General features: G+C 43.5%; 19 protein-coding genes. 11 read left to right on the top strand and 8 right to left on the bottom strand.

All coding sequences use genetic code 11. From position 1 onward, the window contains the following. The first annotated feature begins 144 nt into the window (after positions 1-144). Positions 145-678 (top strand): hypothetical protein, encoded by a 534-nt coding sequence (locus C9I98_RS24820; protein WP_107272614.1) that lies wholly within the window; start codon positions 145-147, stop codon positions 676-678. A gap of 60 nt (positions 679-738) precedes the next feature. Here C9I98_RS24820 and C9I98_RS24815 read toward each other — a convergent pair whose 3' ends face one another. Next, on the bottom strand, positions 739-2,157 hold the full coding sequence (locus C9I98_RS24815) for an MBOAT family O-acyltransferase (RefSeq protein WP_107272613.1): 1,419 nt from the start codon (positions 2,155-2,157) through the stop codon (positions 739-741). Then, positions 2,158-4,812: an AMP-binding protein gene (locus C9I98_RS24810; RefSeq protein WP_107272612.1), complete on the bottom strand. Its 2,655-nt coding sequence runs from the start codon at positions 4,810-4,812 to the stop codon at positions 2,158-2,160. Positions 4,813-5,144: 332 nt separating this feature from the next. Here C9I98_RS24810 and C9I98_RS24805 point away from each other — a divergent pair, with 332 nt between their 5' ends. Continuing rightward, the gene (locus tag C9I98_RS24805; RefSeq protein WP_036827092.1) at positions 5,145-5,600 is read left to right on the top strand and encodes a tellurite resistance TerB family protein; all 456 of its coding nucleotides are present in this window, start codon (positions 5,145-5,147) and stop codon (positions 5,598-5,600) included. 40 nt (positions 5,601-5,640) lie between these two features. On the opposite strand, the gene C9I98_RS24800 is transcribed toward C9I98_RS24805, so the two are convergent. Beyond that, positions 5,641-8,025: a helicase-related protein gene (locus C9I98_RS24800; RefSeq protein WP_107272611.1), complete on the bottom strand. Its 2,385-nt coding sequence runs from the start codon at positions 8,023-8,025 to the stop codon at positions 5,641-5,643. Positions 8,026-8,321: 296 nt separating this feature from the next. Between C9I98_RS24800 and C9I98_RS24795 the strand changes: the two genes are divergently transcribed. Together C9I98_RS24795 and C9I98_RS24790 are read left to right on the top strand one after the other, a co-directional pair. Beyond that, positions 8,322-8,999, top strand: a complete 678-nt coding sequence (locus C9I98_RS24795) for a hypothetical protein (RefSeq protein ID WP_036826329.1) — start codon at positions 8,322-8,324, stop codon at positions 8,997-8,999. A gap of 89 nt (positions 9,000-9,088) precedes the next feature. After that, positions 9,089-9,730 carry a MarC family protein gene (locus C9I98_RS24790; RefSeq protein ID WP_036826326.1) on the top strand — a complete coding sequence of 214 codons (642 nt, stop codon included), beginning with the start codon at positions 9,089-9,091 and terminating at the stop codon, positions 9,728-9,730. A gap of 290 nt (positions 9,731-10,020) precedes the next feature. On the opposite strand, the gene C9I98_RS24785 is transcribed toward C9I98_RS24790, so the two are convergent. Further along, positions 10,021-10,245 (bottom strand): hypothetical protein, encoded by a 225-nt coding sequence (locus C9I98_RS24785; protein WP_107272610.1) that lies wholly within the window; start codon positions 10,243-10,245, stop codon positions 10,021-10,023. Between the two features lie 320 nt (positions 10,246-10,565). Here C9I98_RS24785 and C9I98_RS24780 point away from each other — a divergent pair, with 320 nt between their 5' ends. Further along, a complete protein-coding gene (locus tag C9I98_RS24780) occupies positions 10,566-11,462 on the top strand; it encodes a 1,4-dihydroxy-2-naphthoyl-CoA synthase (RefSeq protein ID WP_107272609.1) in 897 nt (298 codons plus the stop codon). Positions 11,463-11,541: 79 nt separating this feature from the next. Here the strand turns inward: C9I98_RS24780 and C9I98_RS24775 are convergent, their stop codons facing one another. Genes C9I98_RS24775 through C9I98_RS24765 form a run of 3 tightly spaced genes read right to left on the bottom strand, consistent with a single transcriptional unit; the run spans position 11,542 to position 15,222 of the window. Beyond that, positions 11,542-12,720 (bottom strand): OmpP1/FadL family transporter, encoded by a 1,179-nt coding sequence (locus tag C9I98_RS24775; RefSeq protein WP_107272608.1) that lies wholly within the window; start codon positions 12,718-12,720, stop codon positions 11,542-11,544. A gap of 39 nt (positions 12,721-12,759) precedes the next feature. Continuing rightward, on the bottom strand, positions 12,760-13,884 hold the full coding sequence (locus C9I98_RS24770) for a tetratricopeptide repeat protein (protein ID WP_081878827.1): 1,125 nt from the start codon (positions 13,882-13,884) through the stop codon (positions 12,760-12,762). Between the two features lie 15 nt (positions 13,885-13,899). After that, complete coding sequence (locus C9I98_RS24765) at positions 13,900-15,222, bottom strand: anaerobic sulfatase maturase (protein WP_036817065.1); 1,323 nt, start codon at positions 15,220-15,222, stop codon at positions 13,900-13,902. A gap of 140 nt (positions 15,223-15,362) precedes the next feature. Here C9I98_RS24765 and C9I98_RS24760 point away from each other — a divergent pair, with 140 nt between their 5' ends. The 3 genes from C9I98_RS24760 to C9I98_RS24750 all read left to right on the top strand — a co-directional run bounded on the left by C9I98_RS24760 (position 15,363) and on the right by C9I98_RS24750 (position 18,856). Next, positions 15,363-16,157, top strand: a complete 795-nt coding sequence (locus C9I98_RS24760) for a formylglycine-generating enzyme family protein (RefSeq protein ID WP_036817068.1) — start codon at positions 15,363-15,365, stop codon at positions 16,155-16,157. A gap of 49 nt (positions 16,158-16,206) precedes the next feature. Next, positions 16,207-17,907: an alkaline phosphatase family protein gene (locus C9I98_RS24755; protein WP_036817075.1), complete on the top strand. Its 1,701-nt coding sequence runs from the start codon at positions 16,207-16,209 to the stop codon at positions 17,905-17,907. Between the two features lie 241 nt (positions 17,908-18,148). Then, positions 18,149-18,856 carry a GntR family transcriptional regulator gene (locus C9I98_RS24750; protein ID WP_107272607.1) on the top strand — a complete coding sequence of 236 codons (708 nt, stop codon included), beginning with the start codon at positions 18,149-18,151 and terminating at the stop codon, positions 18,854-18,856. Between the two features lie 43 nt (positions 18,857-18,899). Here the strand turns inward: C9I98_RS24750 and C9I98_RS24745 are convergent, their stop codons facing one another. Further along, positions 18,900-20,099, bottom strand: a complete 1,200-nt coding sequence (locus tag C9I98_RS24745; RefSeq protein ID WP_107272606.1) for an enolase C-terminal domain-like protein — start codon at positions 20,097-20,099, stop codon at positions 18,900-18,902. A gap of 476 nt (positions 20,100-20,575) precedes the next feature. Between C9I98_RS24745 and C9I98_RS24740 the strand changes: the two genes are divergently transcribed. The 3 genes from C9I98_RS24740 (at position 20,576) to C9I98_RS24730 (ending at position 22,811) form a co-directional block, all read left to right on the top strand. Beyond that, the gene (locus C9I98_RS24740; RefSeq protein WP_425440733.1) at positions 20,576-22,009 is read left to right on the top strand and encodes a PTS transporter subunit EIIC; all 1,434 of its coding nucleotides are present in this window, start codon (positions 20,576-20,578) and stop codon (positions 22,007-22,009) included. A gap of 239 nt (positions 22,010-22,248) precedes the next feature. Next, positions 22,249-22,494: a type II toxin-antitoxin system CcdA family antitoxin gene (locus C9I98_RS24735; RefSeq protein WP_036828142.1), complete on the top strand. Its 246-nt coding sequence runs from the start codon at positions 22,249-22,251 to the stop codon at positions 22,492-22,494. Next, on the top strand, positions 22,494-22,811 hold the full coding sequence (locus C9I98_RS24730) for a CcdB family protein (protein ID WP_036828144.1): 318 nt from the start codon (positions 22,494-22,496) through the stop codon (positions 22,809-22,811). Before C9I98_RS24735 ends, C9I98_RS24730 begins: the two co-directional genes overlap by 1 nt. Positions 22,812-22,989: the final 178 nt, after the last annotated feature.

Raw genomic sequence — 22,989 nt, 5'->3', positions numbered from 1 at the left:
CCCACTAAGCTCATGTATAGATTAGCTTTTTGTCATCAAATTCTTATAAAGCCAAGCAACCTACAAACTATAGATAAGCAATGCATTGCACCATGCTAGTTTCCTCATGTAAGATCGAATCGTAACTTCATAAAGGACGTAATAATGAAAAAAACAATGATGAGCCTAGTTTTGGCAACAGTCATGGCTGCTCCTGCCTTTGCCGAGCAGCCTATTCAGCTTTCAGTGCCTGGTAATAACCTACCAGACGGAAATGTTAAGGGCTTTCGCGCTTCATTGCTTTACGGACAAACACCGCAAGTAACAGGCTTCCAGCTTCCAATCCTTGGTTTGGCTGAGTCCCAGAACTTCACTGGTGTAAGTGTGGGTGTATTTTTCGGTGCCAACCGTGTCACGGGTAACTCTACGGGCCTAAAAATGGGTTTGGCTAACTGGAATGACGGCCGTGCAAAAGGTGCTGATCTGGGTTTTGCTAACTACACAGGTGGTAACTTCACTGGCCTTCAAATGGGTGCCTTCAACTACGCAGGCAACCTCGACGGTGTGCAGTTTGGCTTTATTAACGCAACAGACCGCATTAACAAGGGTATTCAAATTGGCTTAATCAACTACGACAAATCAGGTACTTTTGTTAGCGAAAGCGTGCCGATTTTCCCAATTATTAATGCCCGCTTCTAAGTAAATCAAGATAGTAGCTCTCAAGCTCATTGCTATTAAGCAATGAGCTTAATCATCCCACTAAAACTGAAAATAAATAAAACTATCAATGTCATTGCTAAATGCCGCTGTTATATAGACTATGAACACAGCACTTGCAGCATATGCGTATTCTGGTAACCCATCAAATTTTCTCATCAACTTATCGCGCCATGTTATTGGTGTAAAGTGACATATTATACAAACCGTGAAAGCTAAAATTGCCACATTACTCATTGGGAAAGAAGTAGATGAAGTCGTGATAATGAGTTCCAAGTAATCAATTGAACTTTGAATAGTTTCAGAGCGAAACAACAGTCTTGTTAAAGTGACTATGGTAAAGACTTGTAATACCCGAATAAATAGGCCAAAACCTCTATATATAATAGGAGGTAGCCCTTTTTCTTCTCTTACCTTACTTCGATAATGCTCTAGACCAACAAGAGTACCATGTATAGTGCCGTATAAAACAAAGTTCCACCCTGCCCCATGCCAAAGTCCTATTGCGATAAATACAATCAACAAATTAAAATATATATTACTCCAATGCCACTTTCTTACCGCTTCGTATAAATAATCTCGGAAGAATGATGACATAGTGATATGCCATCGTTGCCAGAAATTAGATATACTTGTTGCCATATAAGGCCGATTAAAGTTATGAGGTAGCTTGTAGCCAAACATTTTTGCCACACCAAGTGCAATATCAGTATAGCCACTTAAGTCCATATAGACTTGAAAGCTGTATGCAAACAAAGCCAGGATTAAAAATAATGAGGACAATTCAGATGGATTATCGAACGCAGGATCAACAATATGCAATGCTAATGTATCAGCAATGATGACTTTCTTTATCAAACCACAAAGCACTAATGTCATACCAGTGATGATTTGCTGGCTGCTCTCTTTTGTTTTTTCCTCAAGCTGAGGTATAAATTTATGCGCTCTTAAAATAGGCCCTGACAATAGTTGGGGGAAAAATGCCATAAACAAGCTAAAGTCTTTTAATGATGCTGTTTTACTTAATCGATTATTATATACATCAATAGGGTAAGTTATGGCCTGGAATGTGATAAATGAAATTCCTAACGGCAATATAATTTCAGTAATATGACTTTGGCCTTTAATTCCTATGTGATTCAAAACCACATAAAAAGAATCTAGGAAAAAATTAAAGTATTTAAAGTAAAATAGTACACCCAAACTTATCACAACTGATAAGTACAATGAACACCTTTTTAACGACTGACTACTTGATTTACTAATTACGTATCCAGAATAAAAATTCACTAGAGTCAAAAATAGTAATAGCAAAGAAAATCGCCAGTCAAACGTCATGTAAAAGTAATAGCTAACAATCAACAAAAATGTTTTCTTACTTTCATTGCCTTTAATTATTAACGAACAAAAAGCAAACGTTATAAGTACTAATGAAAAATATGAAAAAGAGGTTATCGGCATCTATTTTCCCTCTCTATTTATAACAAGCTCTTTTGTTAAAATATTTGCCACAAATTTTTCACCTTTGAAAGTGAAGTGGCCACCATCAACAAAATACTCTTTACCACCAGGCATTAATTTTGCTAAATCAATCACCTTCAGATTATACTCATCTGCAATTTGACGGACTATTTCGTTATAGATCTCACCAACTGCTAATATGCCGTCTAAATCTAAGCACTTATAATAAAACAATGAGGTATCAGCTAAGCTTAATTGCTTATCTTTACTGACGTTCACATATGATCTTGCGACCGTCATTAACACTGGATCAATGCCTTTATCTATAACACTTTCAACAATATTTCGAACTTTCTTTTCATATTCACTGTTATCAATTGAATGTGGGTCTAGAAATTTGCTTGTCGTAGTTTTTGTTGCCCTAATACTCGTTGTATTTTTTCTAATCATAGAGTTTGTTTCAACCCAGTTAGGTAACGATATATAAGGTAGAGGTTTTCTTTCTAAAGCCGAGTTACTAGCTCCTACATTACAAATTGAATTTATATCATTAAACCCAGGATAAACTATTATTTTAGATGGTGACAAATCAAAAAGAATATTTTCAATCATTTTTAGTTCATCAGTTAGTGTATAACCAGGCACTCCGGCATTAATAATATTTACCACATGATCAGGCTTTATTTCTGATAAGTTACTACTTAATAATTGAGTAAACGTCTTATCATTCGAATCAGCATATAATCCCGCTACAGTAGAAGCACCAACTACAGCGTACCTTATCTCATTACTTTTTGGTTTCTTTGCTATCTCAGGGCTTCGCAACCCCAGTGAATTAAACTCCATAATAGTTCTATTATCAATAGGGTCCTTAACCAAATGGTTCGGTCTATATGTTTGAATATCAAAGCTTTCATTATAAACTATTGTAGAAGTATCATTAAAATATGACAGAATGCTACGGCCTGTTTTCAAATAAGTTCGAAAATGCAAAAATGCCTCACCAGCAATAAAAAAACCGATTAATAAACTAATAACTAACCATGGTCTTCTTTCATTATTTACAACAGTACTTTTATTATTTATTGTTTCTAATTGCTTTATCGTCATCTCTTCCCAATTATCCGGAAGGAACCCAACGATTTTTTCTATAATTAATGAAATTTCAACATAATTTATGGAGTCACCACCAAGACTCAGGAAACTATCAGTTTCTCTAATATTATAATTGCTAAATACTGCAATAAAACCTGCAAGCAAGTTACTATAACTAGTTTCAACCTTTGTATTTGACACATAAGACATAAGTTGCTTATAGTCAATTTTCCCAGACTTTAATAGAGGGTATTCATCTAACTCCTTTACATAGAGTGCACTAGCGTTTAATGACAGTTTTTTCTGTAGCAGTTTAATAATATTATCTGACTCACCAACATTAAGCGTTGCCACAATCAAGTGAGTATCATTACCATTAACTATGGCTTTAACTCCAACGCTTTCTAAGTATTGCTCAACCTCATCTAAGCTGATTCTTAAGCCATATATTTTACTGAACCTGTTCATTCTACCAACAATTTTGAACATACCGTTTTCATTGCGGCAGGCAAGATCACCCGTCTTAAGCGACGATAATGTACAACCTAAAGACAAGTCTTCTTTAGAGTAAGCATAACCCATCATAACATTAGGGCCACTATACACTAGCTCTCCTGGTGTATGTATATCCTGTATCTCTATCCCATTTTCATCAATAATACTTAGATCACCGCCTGGAATTGGAAGGCCAATACAGTCTGTATTATACTTTAAGTCTTTAGATGGAACGTAAGCGATTCTTGGTGAAGCCTCTGTTTGCCCATACATCACAAACAGTTCTTTGTTGTTTTTTTCACTCCAGTTTAAAAACTTAAGAACTAACTCCTGTGACAACCGCCCACCGGCTTGAGCTAAATATTTTAAGCTCGGTAAATCCTTATTAACAAAATCAATCTTATCCAACAGCTCATATGTATATGGCACACCATATAAGCTCGTTGCGCTCTCTTCCGTAAATAACCGCCAAAATGCATTGTCTGAAATTGACTTATCCGTGAGCAACAAACACGCACCAACTGAAAGATGTGAGTTGATAATAGACATACCAAAAGAGTACTGAAATGGCAGTGTTGTTGGTACTTTATGGCTACTGTTAATGTCTAAATATTTTGCGATTGATTCTGCATTAGAGTGGATATTTAATTTAGATAGTCGAACTAATTTTGCACTTCCCGTTGTACCAGAAGTAGAAAGCAGTACACATAGTTCAGGGTTTAACTTTTCTTTCGAGGCATTTTCTAGAAAATGCAATGCCCATTGATCATCTTGATTTTTCTTAAATAGGATATCAGGCTTAAATACATCCAGAATTTGTGAGGAGTTATCTGTAGCTCCATCTGCTAATAAGATGACAGGGTGTCCGCCCCTTAATGCTGCCAAATAGGCAATTAATGGCTGTATCTCATTCTTAGCTTCAACAACGACTAGCTTTGCCTCGTCGCCTATTTCCTGGGCAAACTTATCGATTTCATCGGCCAACTCGGTATAGGTTAGCCTTTCACCTTTATCGGTGACAATAGCGGTATTACTGCCAAACTTCCTCAACGAGTCTATAAACAAAAGATTATCCTTAATCTGAAGTTAACAAATTCATAAGTTTTCTTTTTATACAACTTGACTATAGTAAAAAATCAACAGATTAGTAGCGTTAATCAGTCAGCCTAAAATCCGCACTTAAAGCTAGCCAAGCGCAACCTGGCTCTTCTGACTACCCTTCCTTGGAACTTATTGGAATTTGAAGCCTCTTATCTATAACCCAAGTGTCTTCGAGGATCACAGTTCCGAGGGGGTGTCGGCCCACCCACTCCTGTGTTGAAGTGACTGGGCATAGTGGTTGAATTAACTAAATATGACCACAATTAAAGAGATAAAGTAAGATTCAGAGGCACACAATGTTTCAACAATTGCGCACAATTTTTCGACAGGTCATGCATGAAGGAACCGATGGCGGTGCTGTAGACACACCGTCATTAAACCTGGCCATGGCATGCTTACTTTGCGAAGTCGCCAATGCTGATCACAGCGACGATCCAAGAGAGCAAGCAGCAAAGTTGCACCTACTGGTCAAATTGTTGGAGATTACCGACCAGGAAGCAGAAGTATTGCTGACAGAAGCCAAGCAGAAAAGTCAGCAATCCGTTTCATTATATGAGTTCACAACCAAGTTACGCACACTTGAGCCAGAGCAGCGCTTCGCATTAATTGAAGCCATGTGGCAAGTTGCTTACGCCGATGGTGTGCTTGACCCAATGGAAGAAGCGGTCATTCGTCAGGTGGCAGAGCTGATTTATGTGGACCACTCTGAATTCATACGAGCAAAGCTCTCTGCCCAACCTGACGAGCAATAATTCAATTGGCTATGATATTTTATTGACAAAGATGTTTTAACTACCTGACATCGATATTCCGGCTGGCTTTCCTGTATTGTACTCGCCAGCCTTGCCATCTTGGTAGTTCCCACCGTTTAGGGTCCTGCTTTCGCTTTCCGCTGGTGTGCACGGCAACCACCAGCTTTTTGGCTATATGGTATTCAATTGCCATGGTCAAATCGGTAAGAATGACTTGGTATGGAAATTCATTATCGAAGTCTTCTCGCTCCCACTCAGGGATACCATCAAAGGCAAAATCATCGGCGCTAAACAATTCCATATCATCTACCGATGCAATCCCCAATGCGTCCAGCTGCTCTGTTAGCCAAGCGATGACTTCAACCGCTTCCGCTGGCCTTGAGCACGTCTCGGTTTGATAACGGCCAAGCGCTAGATACAAATTCCACTGATGTATATCTGCGGTAAGTTGTTCAGATAACCCTGCTAACAGCTGACCTGCCAGCACCATATCAACCAGAGAGCTGACTGCCGACTCCCCCTGAGGTGGCGCCCAATGAGAATGGATCACCCGCCCCGCATACACCTTTTTGTATTCAACCAAGCAACCTTCTTCACTCACTTGGGTTTCACCAATTTCTTCCTCACCAAACTGATGCTGGTTAAGCAAAGCAAGCGGCACTGGTGCCATGCAGGTTGCCAACACAAGGTTTTGTTTCACCCCTTTACCCGGTACAGCAAACTGATCAAACACTATGGCGGCTTCAGCATCTTCGCTATAACGGCTATCACGGCCAAGACTGACCTCAATAAACCCATTACCCAATGCCTGACGGCGTTTTTGGCGACGTACAAAAACCAACTCTGGTGCGGCAATCAGTACCGATTCAAGCCACTTTTCGCGTCGAAAAGTAGAAGCTACTTCCAAGGAAGGTAATGACAAGGCTAAGCGGATTTGATCTGATAATTGACGCGCTTCTTTCAGCAGATCAGCGTCAATATTCAAGCAATCAGGTACAGGCCCACGAAGCAATTTAATGAGTGCGGTGGCATCGCAGCTATTTGGCTCCCATTTCAGCAATGCCTCACGCTTTTCTTCTGATGAAGGCATTTGCCACAAACGCTGATAGAGACTTAATGCGGCCGATAAATCCACCATCGCCTCTTGGCTTGCTTTGTCGGGCATCGCAGTGATCAAATGGGCAAATAAGGTATCGATAGGAAGCGGGTACAACACCTTTCCATGTTCAGTGATCAAGCCTTCCTCGCCCAACGCTTTCATTGCTTGCAACTTTGTCAGCGCAATATCAAGCGACTTGGCAGGCAGATGGTCGATGAAAGATAACTGATCAAGGCGATGACCACAGCTGGCTGATGCCAACATCGGCTCTATTAACTCTTCACGGTGTAGCTCTGGTGGCGTCACTAACTCTAGCGGTGCGGCCTTGCCATATAGTCGGATACAGACACCATCTTGCACTCGCCCTGCCCGCCCCTTGCGCTGCTCGGCACTGGCTTGAGAGATAGCGTGAAGTCCCAAAACGGTACGACCATTGCGCTGATGCGTACGGCGCTCAAGGCCAGTATCGATAATTAGCGTCACCCCAGGAATTGTCAACGATGTTTCAGCCACATTGGTCGCTAAGATGATGCGCTGCTTGCTACTTTCGTTTAAAGCACGCTGGCGCTCATCATCGGTTACCGACGAATGGAGCGGAATAATATCAAGCGTACCCAGTTCGATTTCACTGATGAGCGCTTGGCGCAAAGTCGACAAACATTGGCTGATTTCTTTTCGGCCCGGCAAAAAGGCCAACACGTCTCGGTGATCTTGATAGTGGCTAACAACCGTTTCTTTCACTTGTTTTTCGATATGCCGGATATCAGGCATATTTCGACTATCTGAACAAAGGTTAACCGTAAACACATTAAAGTTACGGCCTTTTGCCTGAAGGCACTGTCCACCCAAGTATTGGGTTAATTTTTGGCTATCGAGTGTCGCCGAGGTCACCACTAAACGGTGGCTTTGTTGCTCTTTTAGCATGGCAAGCAACAAGTCCGTATCCCAGCGCCTTTCATGAAATTCATCAATAATGACAGTATCAAAATCAGCCAGCTTATTTTCACTGAGCCAGCGCAAGGCAACACCGGGCGTTACAAATACAATCTTGCTCTGCTCAGAAAAACGGTTATCAAATCGGATAGCATAGCCCACTGACTCCGCCAGCTTTTCACCCCGTTGGGTGGCAACAAACTCAGCCAATGAGGTACATGCCACCCTGCGCGGTTCAACAACTAACACTCTACCTTGCTCTGCCGCCCAAACCGGTAAATGGGTTGATTTACCCGATCCCGTTTCCGCTTCAACCACAAGGTGATGCTTGCTCAGCAGCTGCAGAAAATCGGATTTAATGGTTTCAATCGGAAAAAAGGTTTGGTTAGGCATGGTTTATCAATCGGTTATTGCGAGAATGCTTATTGTGACAATTAATACTGGCTCTGTCATGACTCAAGCTGCATTTGATTTCCAAAATGCAATTTGCAAACGATAATGGCTTAAAACCTGAAATTACCAACCAATTTAAGACGGTCTTGGCGATTGTGCCTCACCATTTGCTCACTCAAAGTCCACAAAACACAGATACTTCAACCTTTTCAGGTGTATAGCGCAAGCGCGTAAATGTTGGTCTAGTTCTTGTAAAAGAGAAATATATCACTCATTTTCCCGACTAAGGCCTAACCATGAAAAAATCCATCTCAATCGCCATTGGTTTATTAGCAACCGTCAGCCTTTCAGCCCAAGCAACGCTCGTAAGTATAGAAAATTGCTCCGGTACCGCGAAAAACGGCCCTGCTGTAACCTGTGAAATCACAAACTCCCCAGCTAATGTGATCTCGCCAAATCCAAACAATAACAAGCTGGTTGCCTGGGACGAAGTACAAAACCATGTACTTGTTGAAGACTTGAAGGTCGATCGTGTCTTTGACCCGACCGCCTCATTTATTGAAGATGCGGGTAATAGTGGGTATTTCATCAAGGCTGGAACCATTGTTTCAAGTCACTATGTTCAGTGGGACCCGAACGGCCGAGGACAAATTAACGCATCAATTGTGCTTGATTCTCAAATATTCGCCTTTATCACTTCAGATCAAAACTTGTTTGACAGTGACGACCAACTTGCTCTTCCGAATATTAATTACAATGACTTCAATTTACGCGGAATAGAAAAGAAAGACACCACGGTATTCGATGGTGATAGCGCTAGTATTAACTGGACAGCAAGTTCACCAGGAGATTGGGCACGCCTGATTACGGCCTATTCACCAGCAGCCGAAGCTCAGGTCTCAGAGCCCGTAACCATAGCCTTATTTTTATCTGGCCTTATTGGGTTCGTTTGTCGCCGTAAAGTCACTAACTAGAGGTGTTCTAATTTATTCCATCATTCATGCTGCCTTTATTTCGTCAACAACTATGGTTATAACATTGATACCTAACTTGAAAACCAATTATGCACGATCTCGCCACCACCGCTGTTACCGTTTTTATGGGCTTTTTCGCCATGATGAACCCCATCGCCAATACCGCTGTGTTTGTTGGCATGACAGGTGAAGAAACAGAACAACAGCGGAAAAAAACGGCTTTTAAGGCGTTGATGACCGCTTTCATTATCATTGCGGCATTTTGCCTATTGGGAAAAGGGATCTTCGAAGTCTTTGGTATTACATTACCGGCGCTACGTTTATCTGGCGGCATCTTGGTGTTTTTGGTTGGCTACCACATGTTGCAGGGAAGCTCTTCAAAGCTTCACTCTCATACTCCAAGCAGTGATGAAGCTGAAGACAAAGATATTGCGATTTCCCCTTTAGCACTGCCTATCCTCGCCGGTCCCGGTACTATTGCTACCGCGATGAATTATTCAGCGGCTGGCGGCGTACTGAACATACTTGTGACAATTGCGGCATTTGCCCTGTTATGCCTCATCACCTTTGTTTGCTTTTTATTCGGCCCTAAGATTATCGACAAAATCGGAGAAAGCGGCATAAATATTACTACCCGATTGATGGGACTCATTCTTACCGTTATTGGTATGCAAATGCTAATTCAAGGGGTTCATGATGCTTATGAACTATTTCAGAGTACTACGCCATGAAAGATGCCATGCACGCCCCCACAAACTACGCCATCAATCACAAATAAAAAAAGACCCGCCTTTCGGCGGGTGAGTGCAAAGCTTAATTTTGGAGTCTTCAGCCTAAACTAAGCGGAGGAGGTTTTGGATGCTCAATACAGAAAAGTACAGAACGTAAGCGCACTCGAATGGAATTTCCCATGCAAATGAGGTCAAAGATGAAGGAATGTAATGCAACCAAACTTACATCCTTGTTATTTAGTTAAATTGAAAAGCCCTTCATCCTTGAAATACTTATAATTGAATTTAACCTAATGACATTGCTTAATAATATTTTGCAATTTAATTATTGAACCTTTAATACTTTGTCCGTTTAAACACACTTGGTAATCTTCGGGATGGTCAATATGGCCAAGTATTTTGTGACCTCTATACTCAACCAGAACAATTTTGCAGCTCACAATATCAAGTAATCCCTGAGCTTTTCGCTTGATAGCCTTTCGACGAAAAAAATAACCATCTAATAAATCTGCCACTACTACATCCTATGTTTCAGCATCGCACATCCTGCGCTCAACGCTCTTACTCAATAGCAACAGAGTATAGAGGTATTGAAATTCAAATTGATTAGCATTTGATAATTAACTCAATAACAAATAGCTAATTATTCAGTATCATTTATACAGCGCTATACCTTCGTTAACTTATGTTTGAACAGGGTCATTGATGAGTTGTACAGTCGATGAACAGTCAGCTTCCAATTCGCTATTTATATCACCACTTTTTCACTCAAAATTTGACTTTTTTCTTTAACTCCCTAGCCTTATGTCATCTATTCGTTGAGGCTATTTTCAACATGACCGACAAAACAACCTTTAACCCAGAATTATGGGAAGCTGTTCCAGGCTTCGATTTTGAAGACATCACATACCACCGCGCCAAAGATCAGGGCACGGTACGTATTGCTATTGACCGCCCTGACTGCTTAAACGCGTTCCGTCCTAAAACGGTTGATGAGCTTTTCACCGCACTTGATCACGCACGCCAGTGGTCAGATGTTGGTTGCGTACTGCTAACCGGTAACGGCCCATCGAAGAAAGGCCAATGGTCATTCTCATCAGGTGGAGATCAGCGTATTCGCGGTAAAGATGGCTACAAGTACGAAGGTGAAGAAGCCGGTAAAGCAGATGTTGCCCGCATGGGTCGCCTACACATTCTTGAAGTTCAGCGTATGATCCGCTTTATGCCAAAAGTGGTTATCGCTGTTGTGCCAGGCTGGGCTGTTGGTGGTGGTCATAGCCTTCATGTTGTTTGTGATCTGACGCTAGCATCAAAAGAGCATGCGGTATTTAAGCAAACCGACCCTGATGTGGCTTCATTCGATTCAGGCTACGGCTCTGCATACCTGGCGAAAATGATTGGTCAAAAGCGTGCCCGTGAAATCTTCTTCTGTGGCTTCGACTACAGCGCACAAGAAGCTTACGAAATGGGTATGGTTAACAAAGTGGTTGATCACTTTGAGCTTGAAGACGAAGCACTGCGTTGGGCGAAAGAAATCAACAGCAAGTCGCCAACAGCAATGCGTATGTTGAAATACGGCTTTAACTTGCCTGACGATGGCTTGGTTGGCCAGCAGCTATTTGCCGGTGAAGCAACTCGCCTAGCCTACGGCACAGACGAAGCCCAAGAAGGCCGTGACGCGTTCCTAGAAAAACGTGACCAAGACTTCAGCCGCTTCCCTTGGCACTACTAACCTGCCAAATTGCGATAAAAAGGCCCTGAAATTCAGGGCTTTTTCATACCTCAAACAAGGGTTAGTACGTAAAGCTCAGTTAATACGTAAAGCTAAGGCCAACAAAGTGCATCCTGCCATCAAAGGTGCCGTTTAGCCCCACCTTCTGCCGTTCAATATCAACCTCACCTAAATCGGCATATTCGTAGAACATATCAACGGTGATACCATCCCACTTGGTTGAGGCACCAACCGAATAGCGGTATTGCTCACCAACTGGGACATCAACCCATTGCTTGGTTGGATCATCTTGTGGCGACGTTTCATATGATAATCCTGCCTTTAGGCGCCATTTGCTGTTTAGCTGATAATCCGTCCCCAAGGCGAACTTCCATACATCGTCCCAATCCCTATCTATCGTCACCCCGTCACGCCCCAACCCAAGATCGGTATCAGGAGTAAAGTTCATTACCGTTTTATCCCACTCACTCCAACGATGCCACTGAACAGATGCCAACAAGTTCAGCTTGTCGCTATAAGCGTAACTGGCGCTGATATCGGCAAGGGCTGGTAGACTAAGATCAGTTTGAAGACGATTGATCACCCCAATTTCGGTCGGGCCCGATACGCGTGTATCAAACTCATGTTCCAACTTTGTTCGATAACTCGCACTGACGACCAACTTAGGATTGTGCTGGTACATTACCCCAACATTGGCACCAAACGCCCAATCGGTATCTTGCTTAACATCCAATCGCTTGCTTGATTGCTGCAACGCCGCCCAACTAAATTGCAGCCCCGCCCCAACCGACCATTGGTCGTTCAATCGGTAACTTAATGCTGGATTGAACTGCATCGCAGTTAAGGTAATTTCATCAAGAACAGGTGCCCCCGCCCATTGATCACCATAAGCAAGGCTAGATCCGCCGACAGCCCCTAACGCTAAGCCAATATGAAGATCGTCGGTAATTTGATGGGCGTGAAATGCACCAAATGACGGTAATACCGAATGGGCTTTACCATCCGCTTGCCCATCTTTATCGGTGTATTTCATTTCGAGATCAAAGCCCAAAACATTAAATGTCGTAAGGCTCTCTCCCATCCCACTCATCGTCGCGGGGTTCGTCCACATCGCCGCGGCCGAATCGGTATAAACACCGTCACCCGCGCCAGCTGCCCCTGCATTGGCGGTTACTGCTTCCTGTAGAAAAATACCACTTGCCTGTGCCGACAGGGAAAACACTGACACAACGGCCAGCGCTACTTTTGATGGTCGCATATACTCTCTCAATTACTCTTTAGGGGAAAATAAGGCTAATTAGCCTTGTTTGGATTTCAGTTCATCGATGACATACGGCGGTGCGACTTCAGCCAATTCATCAAGGCAAGCCTTGGTATTTTGATGGTCATGTCGAATATAGATGTCGCACACGGCGTACAACTGCTCAGGGGCGCCCGAGATTTGATACGCTTTTTCAAACGATGCGGTCGCAACCTTGATATCAATAGGTTCTTGCAGCACCCCGTTCAGGTACCAAAAGTAGCTATTTCGCGGTTCAAGTTCGGTGGATTTTTGTATGGCTGTCGCAGCATCGGCTTTCTGGTTCAACCTCACCAAGGTTAGCGCTTGTGAGTAATATAAATTGGCATTGTCAGGTAGGATAAACTGCGCTTTCAGCAACAGTTTGTTCGCCGCTTCGTTCTCGCCTTGGGCGCGGTAGTTATCAGCCATGCTCAACCAAATTTGCGGGTTGGTTTTATCTTCTAGCAACAGATAATCATACAACGCTTGAGCAGGCTGCCATTGTTGTTGCCAACGGTAAACATCCGCTAGCAATAACTGAGATTGGCTGTCTTTCTTCCCTTCTAGGTACGCCTCCAACTCAGCTGCAGGCTTTTCGAGCATGGATTGTTGCTCAGGTGACATCTCGGCAAAATTACGCACCAAGTTCGTGGTTGCGGTGAGCCTCACTCGCAGCTCGCTATCGGAAAGCAAGGGTGAAAGCATTCGCCAGCGATGGGCGAACTGATAAGGTTCTGCGCCAACCACCGCGGCTTCACGAACCACGGCACTTTCATCACCCAGGGCTCTTGCAACCGCAACTAGACTGTTTTGATTTGGGTACCGTGCAAGCTGCTTGAGTGCCTCTGCCCTTGTGGCATCATCCTGTCGTTTATCTTGGGCAATCATTACCCACTGCTGGAGCTGTTGGGCCTGGCCTTGTTGAGACTGAACCTGTTGTGACTGCTCAGGCTTGTCTTGAGTGCCTGTTTTCTCTTGAATAGCTTTCTCTTGAATAGTTTTCTCTTGAATCGCTTTCTCTTGAACAGCATCGACAACCTCAGTTGCACTGGCTGGCAAGGCAGACACTCCCCCCAAAAGCATGCCGCCAGAAACCGTAAGAATCGACACAAGTAGCCCCTTTGCTAAGGTCATTTTCATGGCACATTTCCTCCTTTAGGCACGATTGTGAACGTATGAATACTGAGGCGAATGCGCCTTCAGCAGCCCATCACGGAATTTGCCATTGGCAACAGGGTGGCCCGTAGCCCTTAAGATATAAGTCAAGGTACTGTCTGCATGGTTAAAGAACTTTTTCCAACCGGCACACAAATAATTCAGTCCAGGCTCGCCATCTTTGGTTCGGATAAACCGGTTTTTTGGGCACTCACCATAGCAAGCGAATTTGTAGTCGCACTGCTGGCACTGAGAGGTTAAAGTCCGTGATTTGGCAAAACCAAATTTTTGCTGTTCGCTGGAATACGCCATCTCATCCAATTTTTGGTGATGGATATTGCCCACTTGGTATTCTGGATAAACATAATGGTCGCAAGTAAACACGTCCCCATTAGACTCCATCGCTAGCCCTTTGCCGCAGATCTCACCCAAAGTACACAGTGGGTTTTTCCGCCCCATCCAGGTTTCAACGCTGGCCTCGAAATACTGAACAAATACCTTGCCAATATCGTTATTCACCCACTCGTCAAAAACTGCGATCAGAAAATCCCCCCACGCCTCTGCCGAAGTACACCAAGGCTCTACCACCGAATTTTTATGCCACGGGTTTAAACGTTTATCGCCCTGACGCAACTGGGTTTGCGGGTGCCAAGTTTGAGGTGCAGTGGTGCGGAATGTTTTTTGTTCAACAATGGGAATAAACTGCATTTGCGGCGACTTAACAACATCACGTAAGAATCGATAAACATCCAACGGGTTCTTGCTCGTCAGGTTATTTACGCAGGTCAGGGTCGCAAATTTCACCTTGTGCTTATGCAGTAAATCTACGGCTTTCATTACCTGCTTGAACGTTCCACGTCCTGCTTTATTAGTACGATACGCATTGTGCAGTAACTCAGGCCCATCAATACTTAGGCCGACCAGAAACTGGTGCTGTGCCAAAAACTCACACCACTCATCATTGAGCAAGGTGCCGTTGGTTTGCAGGTCGTTGGCGATCTTCACCCCAGCGGGTTGGTACTTTTTCTGAAGCTCAACTATTTTTCGGAAATATGCCAACCCGAGGATGGTTGGTTCTCCGCCCTGCCAAGAAAAAATAATCTCAGGCGTGTTCTGCCCCTCAATGTATTGGCGAATATAGGTTTCTAATGTTTCGTCATCCATTTTCGGCGAACAGCCTTTCTTATACTCAAGCAAATCCTGTTTGCTCAGGTAGTAACAATAAGTGCAATCGATATTGCACGCCGCACCAATTGGCTTTGCCATTACGTGCAAACGCTTTGATGCCTTACCGTTAAACTGTGGACCTTGAGTGACTAGCATATCTCACCTTTGAAGCCATTAACTGAGGTAAGGCGTCATGTTAATGACCTCCACGCCAGATCGCTTGTTATACCCCTTATAACCTATGGGTATGACCAAATTGCCTACAATGGTGCTCTGTTCATTTTGGAGTATCGGCCATGCCTTCTCGCTCAAAACACTTTGCTCTTGCTGCTGTCCTTAGCACCACAGCTGCCATCTGGTTGGCATCAAGCCATTCCGAGCCGATACCACACCCGATTCAACAACAGATAGAAGATGAAATGGTACTTGTTGAAGGCGGTAGTTTTGAAATGGGCTCGAATGATGAAACCGCAGCAAAGTCAGAACAACCAGCACGACAAGTCACGGTCGATAGCTTCTACATTGCCAAATACGAAGTCACCCAAGGCTTGTTCGAGTCAGTAATGGGCGCATCACTCAGCTACTTCAAAGATCCCGATGTGCCGGTCAACAATATCAGCTGGCAACAAGCAAACTTCTTTGTCGACAAATTGAATGAACTCACAGGTGCCAACTACCGCCTTCCCACCGAAGCCGAATGGGAATTTGCCGCACGCGGAGGCAACGAAAGCAAAGGCTATACTTTCAGTGGTTCGAATAATATTGATGAGGTTGCTTGGTATGCAGGCAATGCGGGTAATCGCGCTCGCCCTGTTGGACAAAAGCAACCAAATGAGCTGGGACTCTATGATATGACCGGTAACGTCGGCGAGTTTGTCATTGATGCTTTTGACGCGGGTTACTATCGTTACGCACCTTCCAACAACCCTAACAACGCGCAAGACACCGATATCGGTCTTGCCCACAAATCAGTGCGTGGCGGCAGCTTCGCCTACGACGCCAACGAGTCAGAAAACTTCCGCCGAGATTTTGCCAGCCAATCGATCCTTATGTCTGATATGGGACTAAGGCTGGTAAGAGATGCCAATTAGGGCAAACACTTGGCCTCAATCTAGTTTATTAATCCAGCGAGACAACAAAATGAAAAAAGCATGGATACCACTGCTTACCCTAGCCAGCTGCTCCGCCATTGGGCTAATGTCAGCCCCAGCCACCGCAGCGACAGAAACACCTAAACTGGTGCTACAAATCACTGTCGACGGCCTGCGAGCCGATTTACTCGAACGTTATAAGCACAATTTTGGTGAATCTGGTTTTCGATACTTGATGGATCAGGGGGTCTATTACACCAATGCCCACTATCAGCACGGCAACACAGAAACTATTGTCGGTCATGTCTCGCTGGCAACCGGCGCACCACCGAGCGTACATGGCATGGTTGGTAATGTCTGGTATGACAGAAGCAAAGCGCGTCTTGTTTACAATGTTGAAGATGAAAACTACAACATGCTCAGCGCCAATGCAGGTGTTAATCAATCTACAGAGATCGACCCAACTCAAAAAGCTGCAAAGCAAGACGGGCGCTCACCTGAGCCTATCCTGTCAACCACCTTCAGTGACGAATTAGCAGTAGCAAGTAACGGAGAATCAAAAATATTCTCTGTCTCAGTCAAAGACAGAGGCGCAATTTCATTAGCAGGTCACTCCGGTAAAGCTTTTTGGTTCTCGAAAGCCCAATCTGAATTTGTCACCAGTAACTATTACTATCAACAATACCCAAGCTGGGTGATGGATTGGAACGCCGCAGATCACACTGCACAATATTCAAAGCAACGCTGGACACTTTCATTGCCCCGGGAAAAATACACGCTAAAAGAAACCGCAACAGAGCACAAGGTTGATCTTGCCGGGTTCAAGCGTACTTTCCCACATCCGTATGGGCCAGCAAGTTATCCCTATTTCAGCACCATGCTAACACTTAGCCCAGCAGGTGATGAGTTAACCGAAAACTTTGCCTCAACATTGATTGATAAAGAGCAGTTAGGTCAAGGCAAGTTCACCGACTACCTTGCGGTCAGCTTTTCATCTAATGACTATGTCATCCATATGTATGGCCCTTCGAGCCTAGAAACCGAAGACAACCTAATACGCCTCGATAGCACCATTGCCAAATTACTTGGCCAAGTTGATAACAAAGTCGGCCTAGAAAATACCCTGATCGTGCTTTCCGCGGATCATGGCGTACCTGAAGCAGCCCCAACGGTGAATGCCCTGGGCTACCAAACAGCGAGATACTTTGACAAAGAAGTGGTTAAACCGGCGTTAATCAAAACACTGAAATCTCGATTTGGAGTGGGTGAAGATTTGGTTCGCCTTTATGCCCAGCCTTATATTTACCTCGACCATGAGGTGATCAAGCGCAAAGGGCTCGACTTAGGCACCGTACAAGCCGTCATAGCAGATGAAGTTGCCAAAATAGAAGGTGTCGCCGCTGCTGTGACCAGTCGCGATATCGAAGCTAATTCGCTGCCAGATTCACACCTAATGCAGCTAGTAAAAAATAACTACCACCCGCAACGTTCCGGTGATGTCTACGTAGTATTTAACCCACGAACATACATTAACGACATGGATGGACTCACTATCGCTTCAACCCATGGCTCCCCTTGGCGATACGATACCCATGTCCCGGTTATTTTTGCCGGACACACCATCAAATCACAGCAGGTGTCACGCCCAATCACCCCCTACGATATCGCCCCCACGCTATCGAATGTATTGGGGGTCACCCAACCAAGTGGCTCTATTGGTGATGTTTTATCAGAGATCACCAAACATTAGTCGCCATATCTTAATTATTAGCTGTTCGTGACTAGCTATCCATAACAACCCAACCGCCATCCCCCTTGAGCTGAATAGGTTGAGCAAATGCGGCCTATTCAGTTCAACACTGATTTCGCGTCTATTTACTGCCTTTACCACTCGCGATTGAACGCCCATCCCCTCACCCGCCACTCTTGAAGTAGCTTGGTTATATCCCTAAAATATCAAATAAAGTAGCTTTCCAAGACAGAACACACCAATGAAGAAGTATGACTTTGTAGTTCAAGATATTCTGAGCAAAATTTACCAAAATAAAATAAGCGTAAAATTGCCAGCTGAAAGGGATCTTGCTGAAAGCTACGCAGTCTCACGCTTCACAATAAGAAAAGCGCTAAGCAAGCTGGAAGCGATCGGTGTCGTAACAGCAAAACTTGGTGCTGGTCACTATGTAAAAGAATCGGTTCGCGACAATCCGCTCATTTATAACTCAATTACGGAAAACAGCTTTAACGAAATTTCCTATAAAAAAGTCAGCTTACATAAGAAACTCGCAACCGGGCATGATAAAAACATATTCCAATTTGGTGAAGATGATTATATTTGGGATATAAAACGGCTACGTTTAGTTAACGGCGCGGTGGTTCAATTAGAAAACACCAAATTACCCGTTAGCTTATTTAGCAAAATGACAGCAGAGATTATTGAAAGTTCGCTGCAAAACCATACCCTGGATTTAGGTTATGACATCGCACGTTACTTAACCAACTATAAAGCAGTAAATGTTTCGAAAGAAGACGCTCAGCTGCTAGGTTGTAAAAAAGGCATTGCAGCAATGAGTATTAATAACCGAGGTTTTTTATCCACTGGCGAAGTCTTTATTGTCAGTGAAGTGGTCGATATCGATTATAACTGTACTTACCTTGTCCCTTTTAATAGCGAAAATATTAAAATGCGAGGAAAAAAATAGCCGCTTAAAAGCGGCTATTTTACTAAATACGGTCACAAATACCTTAAGGCGTATGAATCGTACCATCAGGTAAACGGCTTTGTGTCCACTCATGTGGTCGGTAAGTCACAGGGAAGTCTCTCGCCTTCTCTACGTCCATTTCAACACCGATACCGTTCTCTTCTAACGCATACAGGAAGCCATTTTTCGGCTCTGGTGCATTCGGGAACACAGCACGAGTATTCTCTTTATATTCAACATGTTCTTGAATAGCAGCATTGTGTAAATGCACATTCATATGGGTGTTTACTGCTGCACCGATTGGTGTCATGTCAGGCGGGCAATGCCAAGCTAAACGCACACCGAAGGTTTGACACAAGTGCGCAAGTTTCAGTGCCGGTGTAATACCGCCAATTTGTGAAACATGGCAACGAATGAAGTCGATTCGGCGATTGATGATCAGCTGTTTCCACTCTTCAGGGTTATTAAACAACTCACCCAAACCTAATGATACTGATGTTTGACTACGGATATTATCCAGCCACTCTGTTTGGCTTGGCGGTAAAATATCTTCAATGAAGTACGGCTTATATTGCTCTACTTCTTTCGCAAACTGGATGGCCTGATTCGGGAAAAGACGCTCATGTACATCATGAAGAATATGGAATTGGTTGCCATATTTTTCACGAAGTAGTTTAAACATGGTAATTGTATTATCCATGTATTGGTCTTGATCAAAGTATGACCCTTCCGTTGGGTTTGCTGTTGTATGGATGTTTTCAGGCACACCACCATAGAAACCTAGCTGACAACGAATATGCTTATAACCTTGCGATAAGAACTCGTCTACAAGTTCATAAATACCTTCCATTGTATCGCTGGTTGCGTGGGTATAAACAGGAATGGCATCACGCGATTTTCCACCAAACAGTTGGTGCAAAGGCATTTGTGCTAGTTTTGCCTTAATATCCCACAGCGCCATATCAACGCCAGAAACAGCATTATTGATAACGGGTCCATTACGCCAATAGGCGTTAACCATCATCATTTGCCATAAGTCTTCGATATTATTCGCATCTTTACCAATCAGTAATGGCTTTAGATATTCATCAACCATGGTTTTAACAGCTAATGGGCGCTGTTGAAACGTAGCACAACCATAACCAGTCACACCTTGTTCGGTTTTTACAATTACCGTAATTAGGTTATGTCTATCTGGTTTAGTAATAATGCACTCAATATCACTGATTATGTTTTTTTTCACAATGAAAGTCTCATCTGAACCGGAATCTATTTTTATATATACCAACTAAAAATAGCCCTTTTCAAGTGCATTTTTTAATAAAATTTAATTGGTATGGTAAGTTAGCAAAACTTACGTCAAAAACAGACCAATCGTAATAAATTGCTTCATCACCCCTAAAATGCGCCAAAAAACGTGATTGAACTCTCAGTTTGCCGCGTTGGATTTTTGTCGTGGTTCTATATTATTCACCTACATCAAGCACTGACGGCGACATCACCAAGGTTTTATCTGCAAGTTGGTGCACTGATAAATGATTAACAGGACTAAGAAGATAATAAGAATGTACGACTTTATATCGCAGCCAGCCGATATAAGTATCTAATATCTTGAAATAATTGAATCTGGGTAGTTTGAACTGTTTTACAAAGAGTTTGTACTCCACTAGATTTATTTTCTGAAAGAGAGTTAATAATATTATGCAAATTAGTGAGTCAATGGGTGCTTTTGGAAAAAAGAATTCAGCATCATCTAAGAAAAGCAGTGTTGCTGAACGATTAACACTGATGATTGATGCTTTGGGTGGCATTGGTAACATTGCTGATGCGACACACTGTATGACAAGGTTACGACTGAAGCTTAAAGATCAATCTCTTGCCTCGGAAGAGACGCTTAAGTCGATAAGTGGTGTCCAAGGCGTCGTTTTTGCCCAAGATCAGACTCAGATCATCATTGGTGTTGATGTCGAGCAGTGGCACAAAACGCTGCAAGGTATGCTGCAAGACGGTAACGTAGCAAGCAATACTGACGATACGGCTGCCTCAGCCAAAGACGGCAAGCTATTCCAAAACGCGATGCGTATCGTAGCGGGTATTTTTGGCCCAGTTGTCCCTGCTATCGCCGGTGCCGGTATGTTGATGGGCTTACTATCTGGCCTTATCGCAACTAACGTCATTTCAGAAACATCAGACACTGTTTTCTTCTTCCGTTCGATTTCGGTTGCCGTGTTCTTCTTCCTACCTATGCTGGTTTCTTTCTCGGCAGCGAAGATGTTCAAAGTTAACGAATACATCGCGCTGGCTGTTGCAGCAGCTATGCTGTCCCCGCAACTAATTGAAAAAGCGGCGGCACTAAAAGCGGCAAGCGAGGTGGCAGAATTAACCGTGCTTGGCGTCGTGCCAATCGAGTTGATGAACTACGGCGGCTCAATCGTACCGACCATCCTCGCAGTATGGCTACTTTCTAAAGTCACACCGCTTGTTGATAGCATTGTGCCAACTGTTGCTAAGCCGGTACTGACACCACTGTTTGCCTTCGCAGTAACGGCAACCGCCACCCTGTCATTTGTTGGCCCTCTAGGTATGTGGCTAAGTAATGGTGCTGGTTGGGTTGTAAGCTCTCTACTTGAAATTTCACCAACGCTGACAGGTTTCGTATTCGGTCTAACACGTCCTATTACTATCGTGTTCGGTATTCACCACAGCATGACGCCAATCAGCCTGAACAACTTCGCGCTGTACGGCAAAGATCTACTCATGCCTATCATGTGCTTGGGCAACCTTGCGATTGCGGGTGCAACCCTTGCTATCTGGCACAAGCAGCGTAAAACTGTCTCGAAAGAGCAATCTTCAATCACAGCGGGGTCTGGTGTAACAGCAATTCTAGGTATTACTGAACCTGCGCTATTCGGTGTGCTTACCAAGTACACTAAAGCCATGTTCACCGCTAGCCTTGCAGCAGGTGTATTCGGTGCCATCTCTGTCACATTGGATACTCACCTAACAAGCTACATCCTGTCTTCTGTGTTCAGTCTTCCTGCTTACCTATCAGCAGGTACACAGAACTTCATTCAGGCTGTACTGGGTGTCTGTGGTGTGTTCGCCCTGTCATTCGTCCTAACCACGATGTTTGTTAAGGTTGATGACAAGTAAGCATTAGAATGGAATAAACAACGTGGCTAAATGGCTAGGTTGATAACGCGAAAGGGATCTGACTTTGTCAGATCCCTTTTTTGTTTTGGAGCAAATGTGCGATCGAGCATTTGCTCTGAAATTGATGACTTGAATTAGCTTCTTAAGATTAGACTTCGATGCTCTGCCATAGTCATTTGATATATGCCCTGCTATCGGCCATACTAAATGCGCACAGTGAATACGCATAGGATCACCTCATGAAAAACGCATATGATAAGCATGCACCTAAAAAGGCTACAAATCTTAGTCTAAACAGTGAGTTGTTAGCCGAAGCCAAACGCCTAAACATCAATCTATCTGCAACAATGGAGCAGGCACTAGAAAAAGAAGTCAAACAACGATTGAAAGCTGAATGGTTAGAGCAAAACGCCGAAGCTATTGAAGCTTGTAACGACTTAACTGCAAAACACGGTCTATTTTCTGATTCATACCGAGTATTCTAATGTCGCAATTTACGCTTTATAAGAACAACGATAAGAGCACCGCTACCGCCTACCCATATTTTGTTGATGTCCAAAGCGAGTTACTAGATTCACTTAATACTCGGCTGGTTATTCCTTTAACGCCTATCGAGCTACTAGAGAAAAAAGCACCCAGTCATTTATGCCCTACCATTCATATCGACGAAGGTAACTTTGTAATTCTTACTCATCAAATGGCTAGTGTACCAACTAGAATTCTCTCGACCCCAGTCAACGAACTAAGCACGTTTAGAAGCGAAATTATTGCTGCAATAGATTTTTTGATTACTGGCATCTAACGCTTTTTACGGAAGTTTTAGGGCAATTTATTGTGACGCCATACAATCAGCTGATCCGCACCAGCAGTTTTGGACACCGAGTTAAGTGAGTACAATCACTAACGAGGTGAATCATGACAAACAAGAAGAAACGTATTATCCATTCTCCTGAATTTAAAGCAGAAGCCCTTAAACTGGC

The sequence above is a fragment of the Photobacterium sanctipauli genome, from assembly GCF_003026495.1.
GTDB classification, from domain to species: domain Bacteria; phylum Pseudomonadota; class Gammaproteobacteria; order Enterobacterales; family Vibrionaceae; genus Photobacterium; species Photobacterium sanctipauli.
The sequence above is the reverse complement of the archived record's forward strand: the minus strand, read 5'-3'. Positions and strand labels throughout refer to the sequence as shown.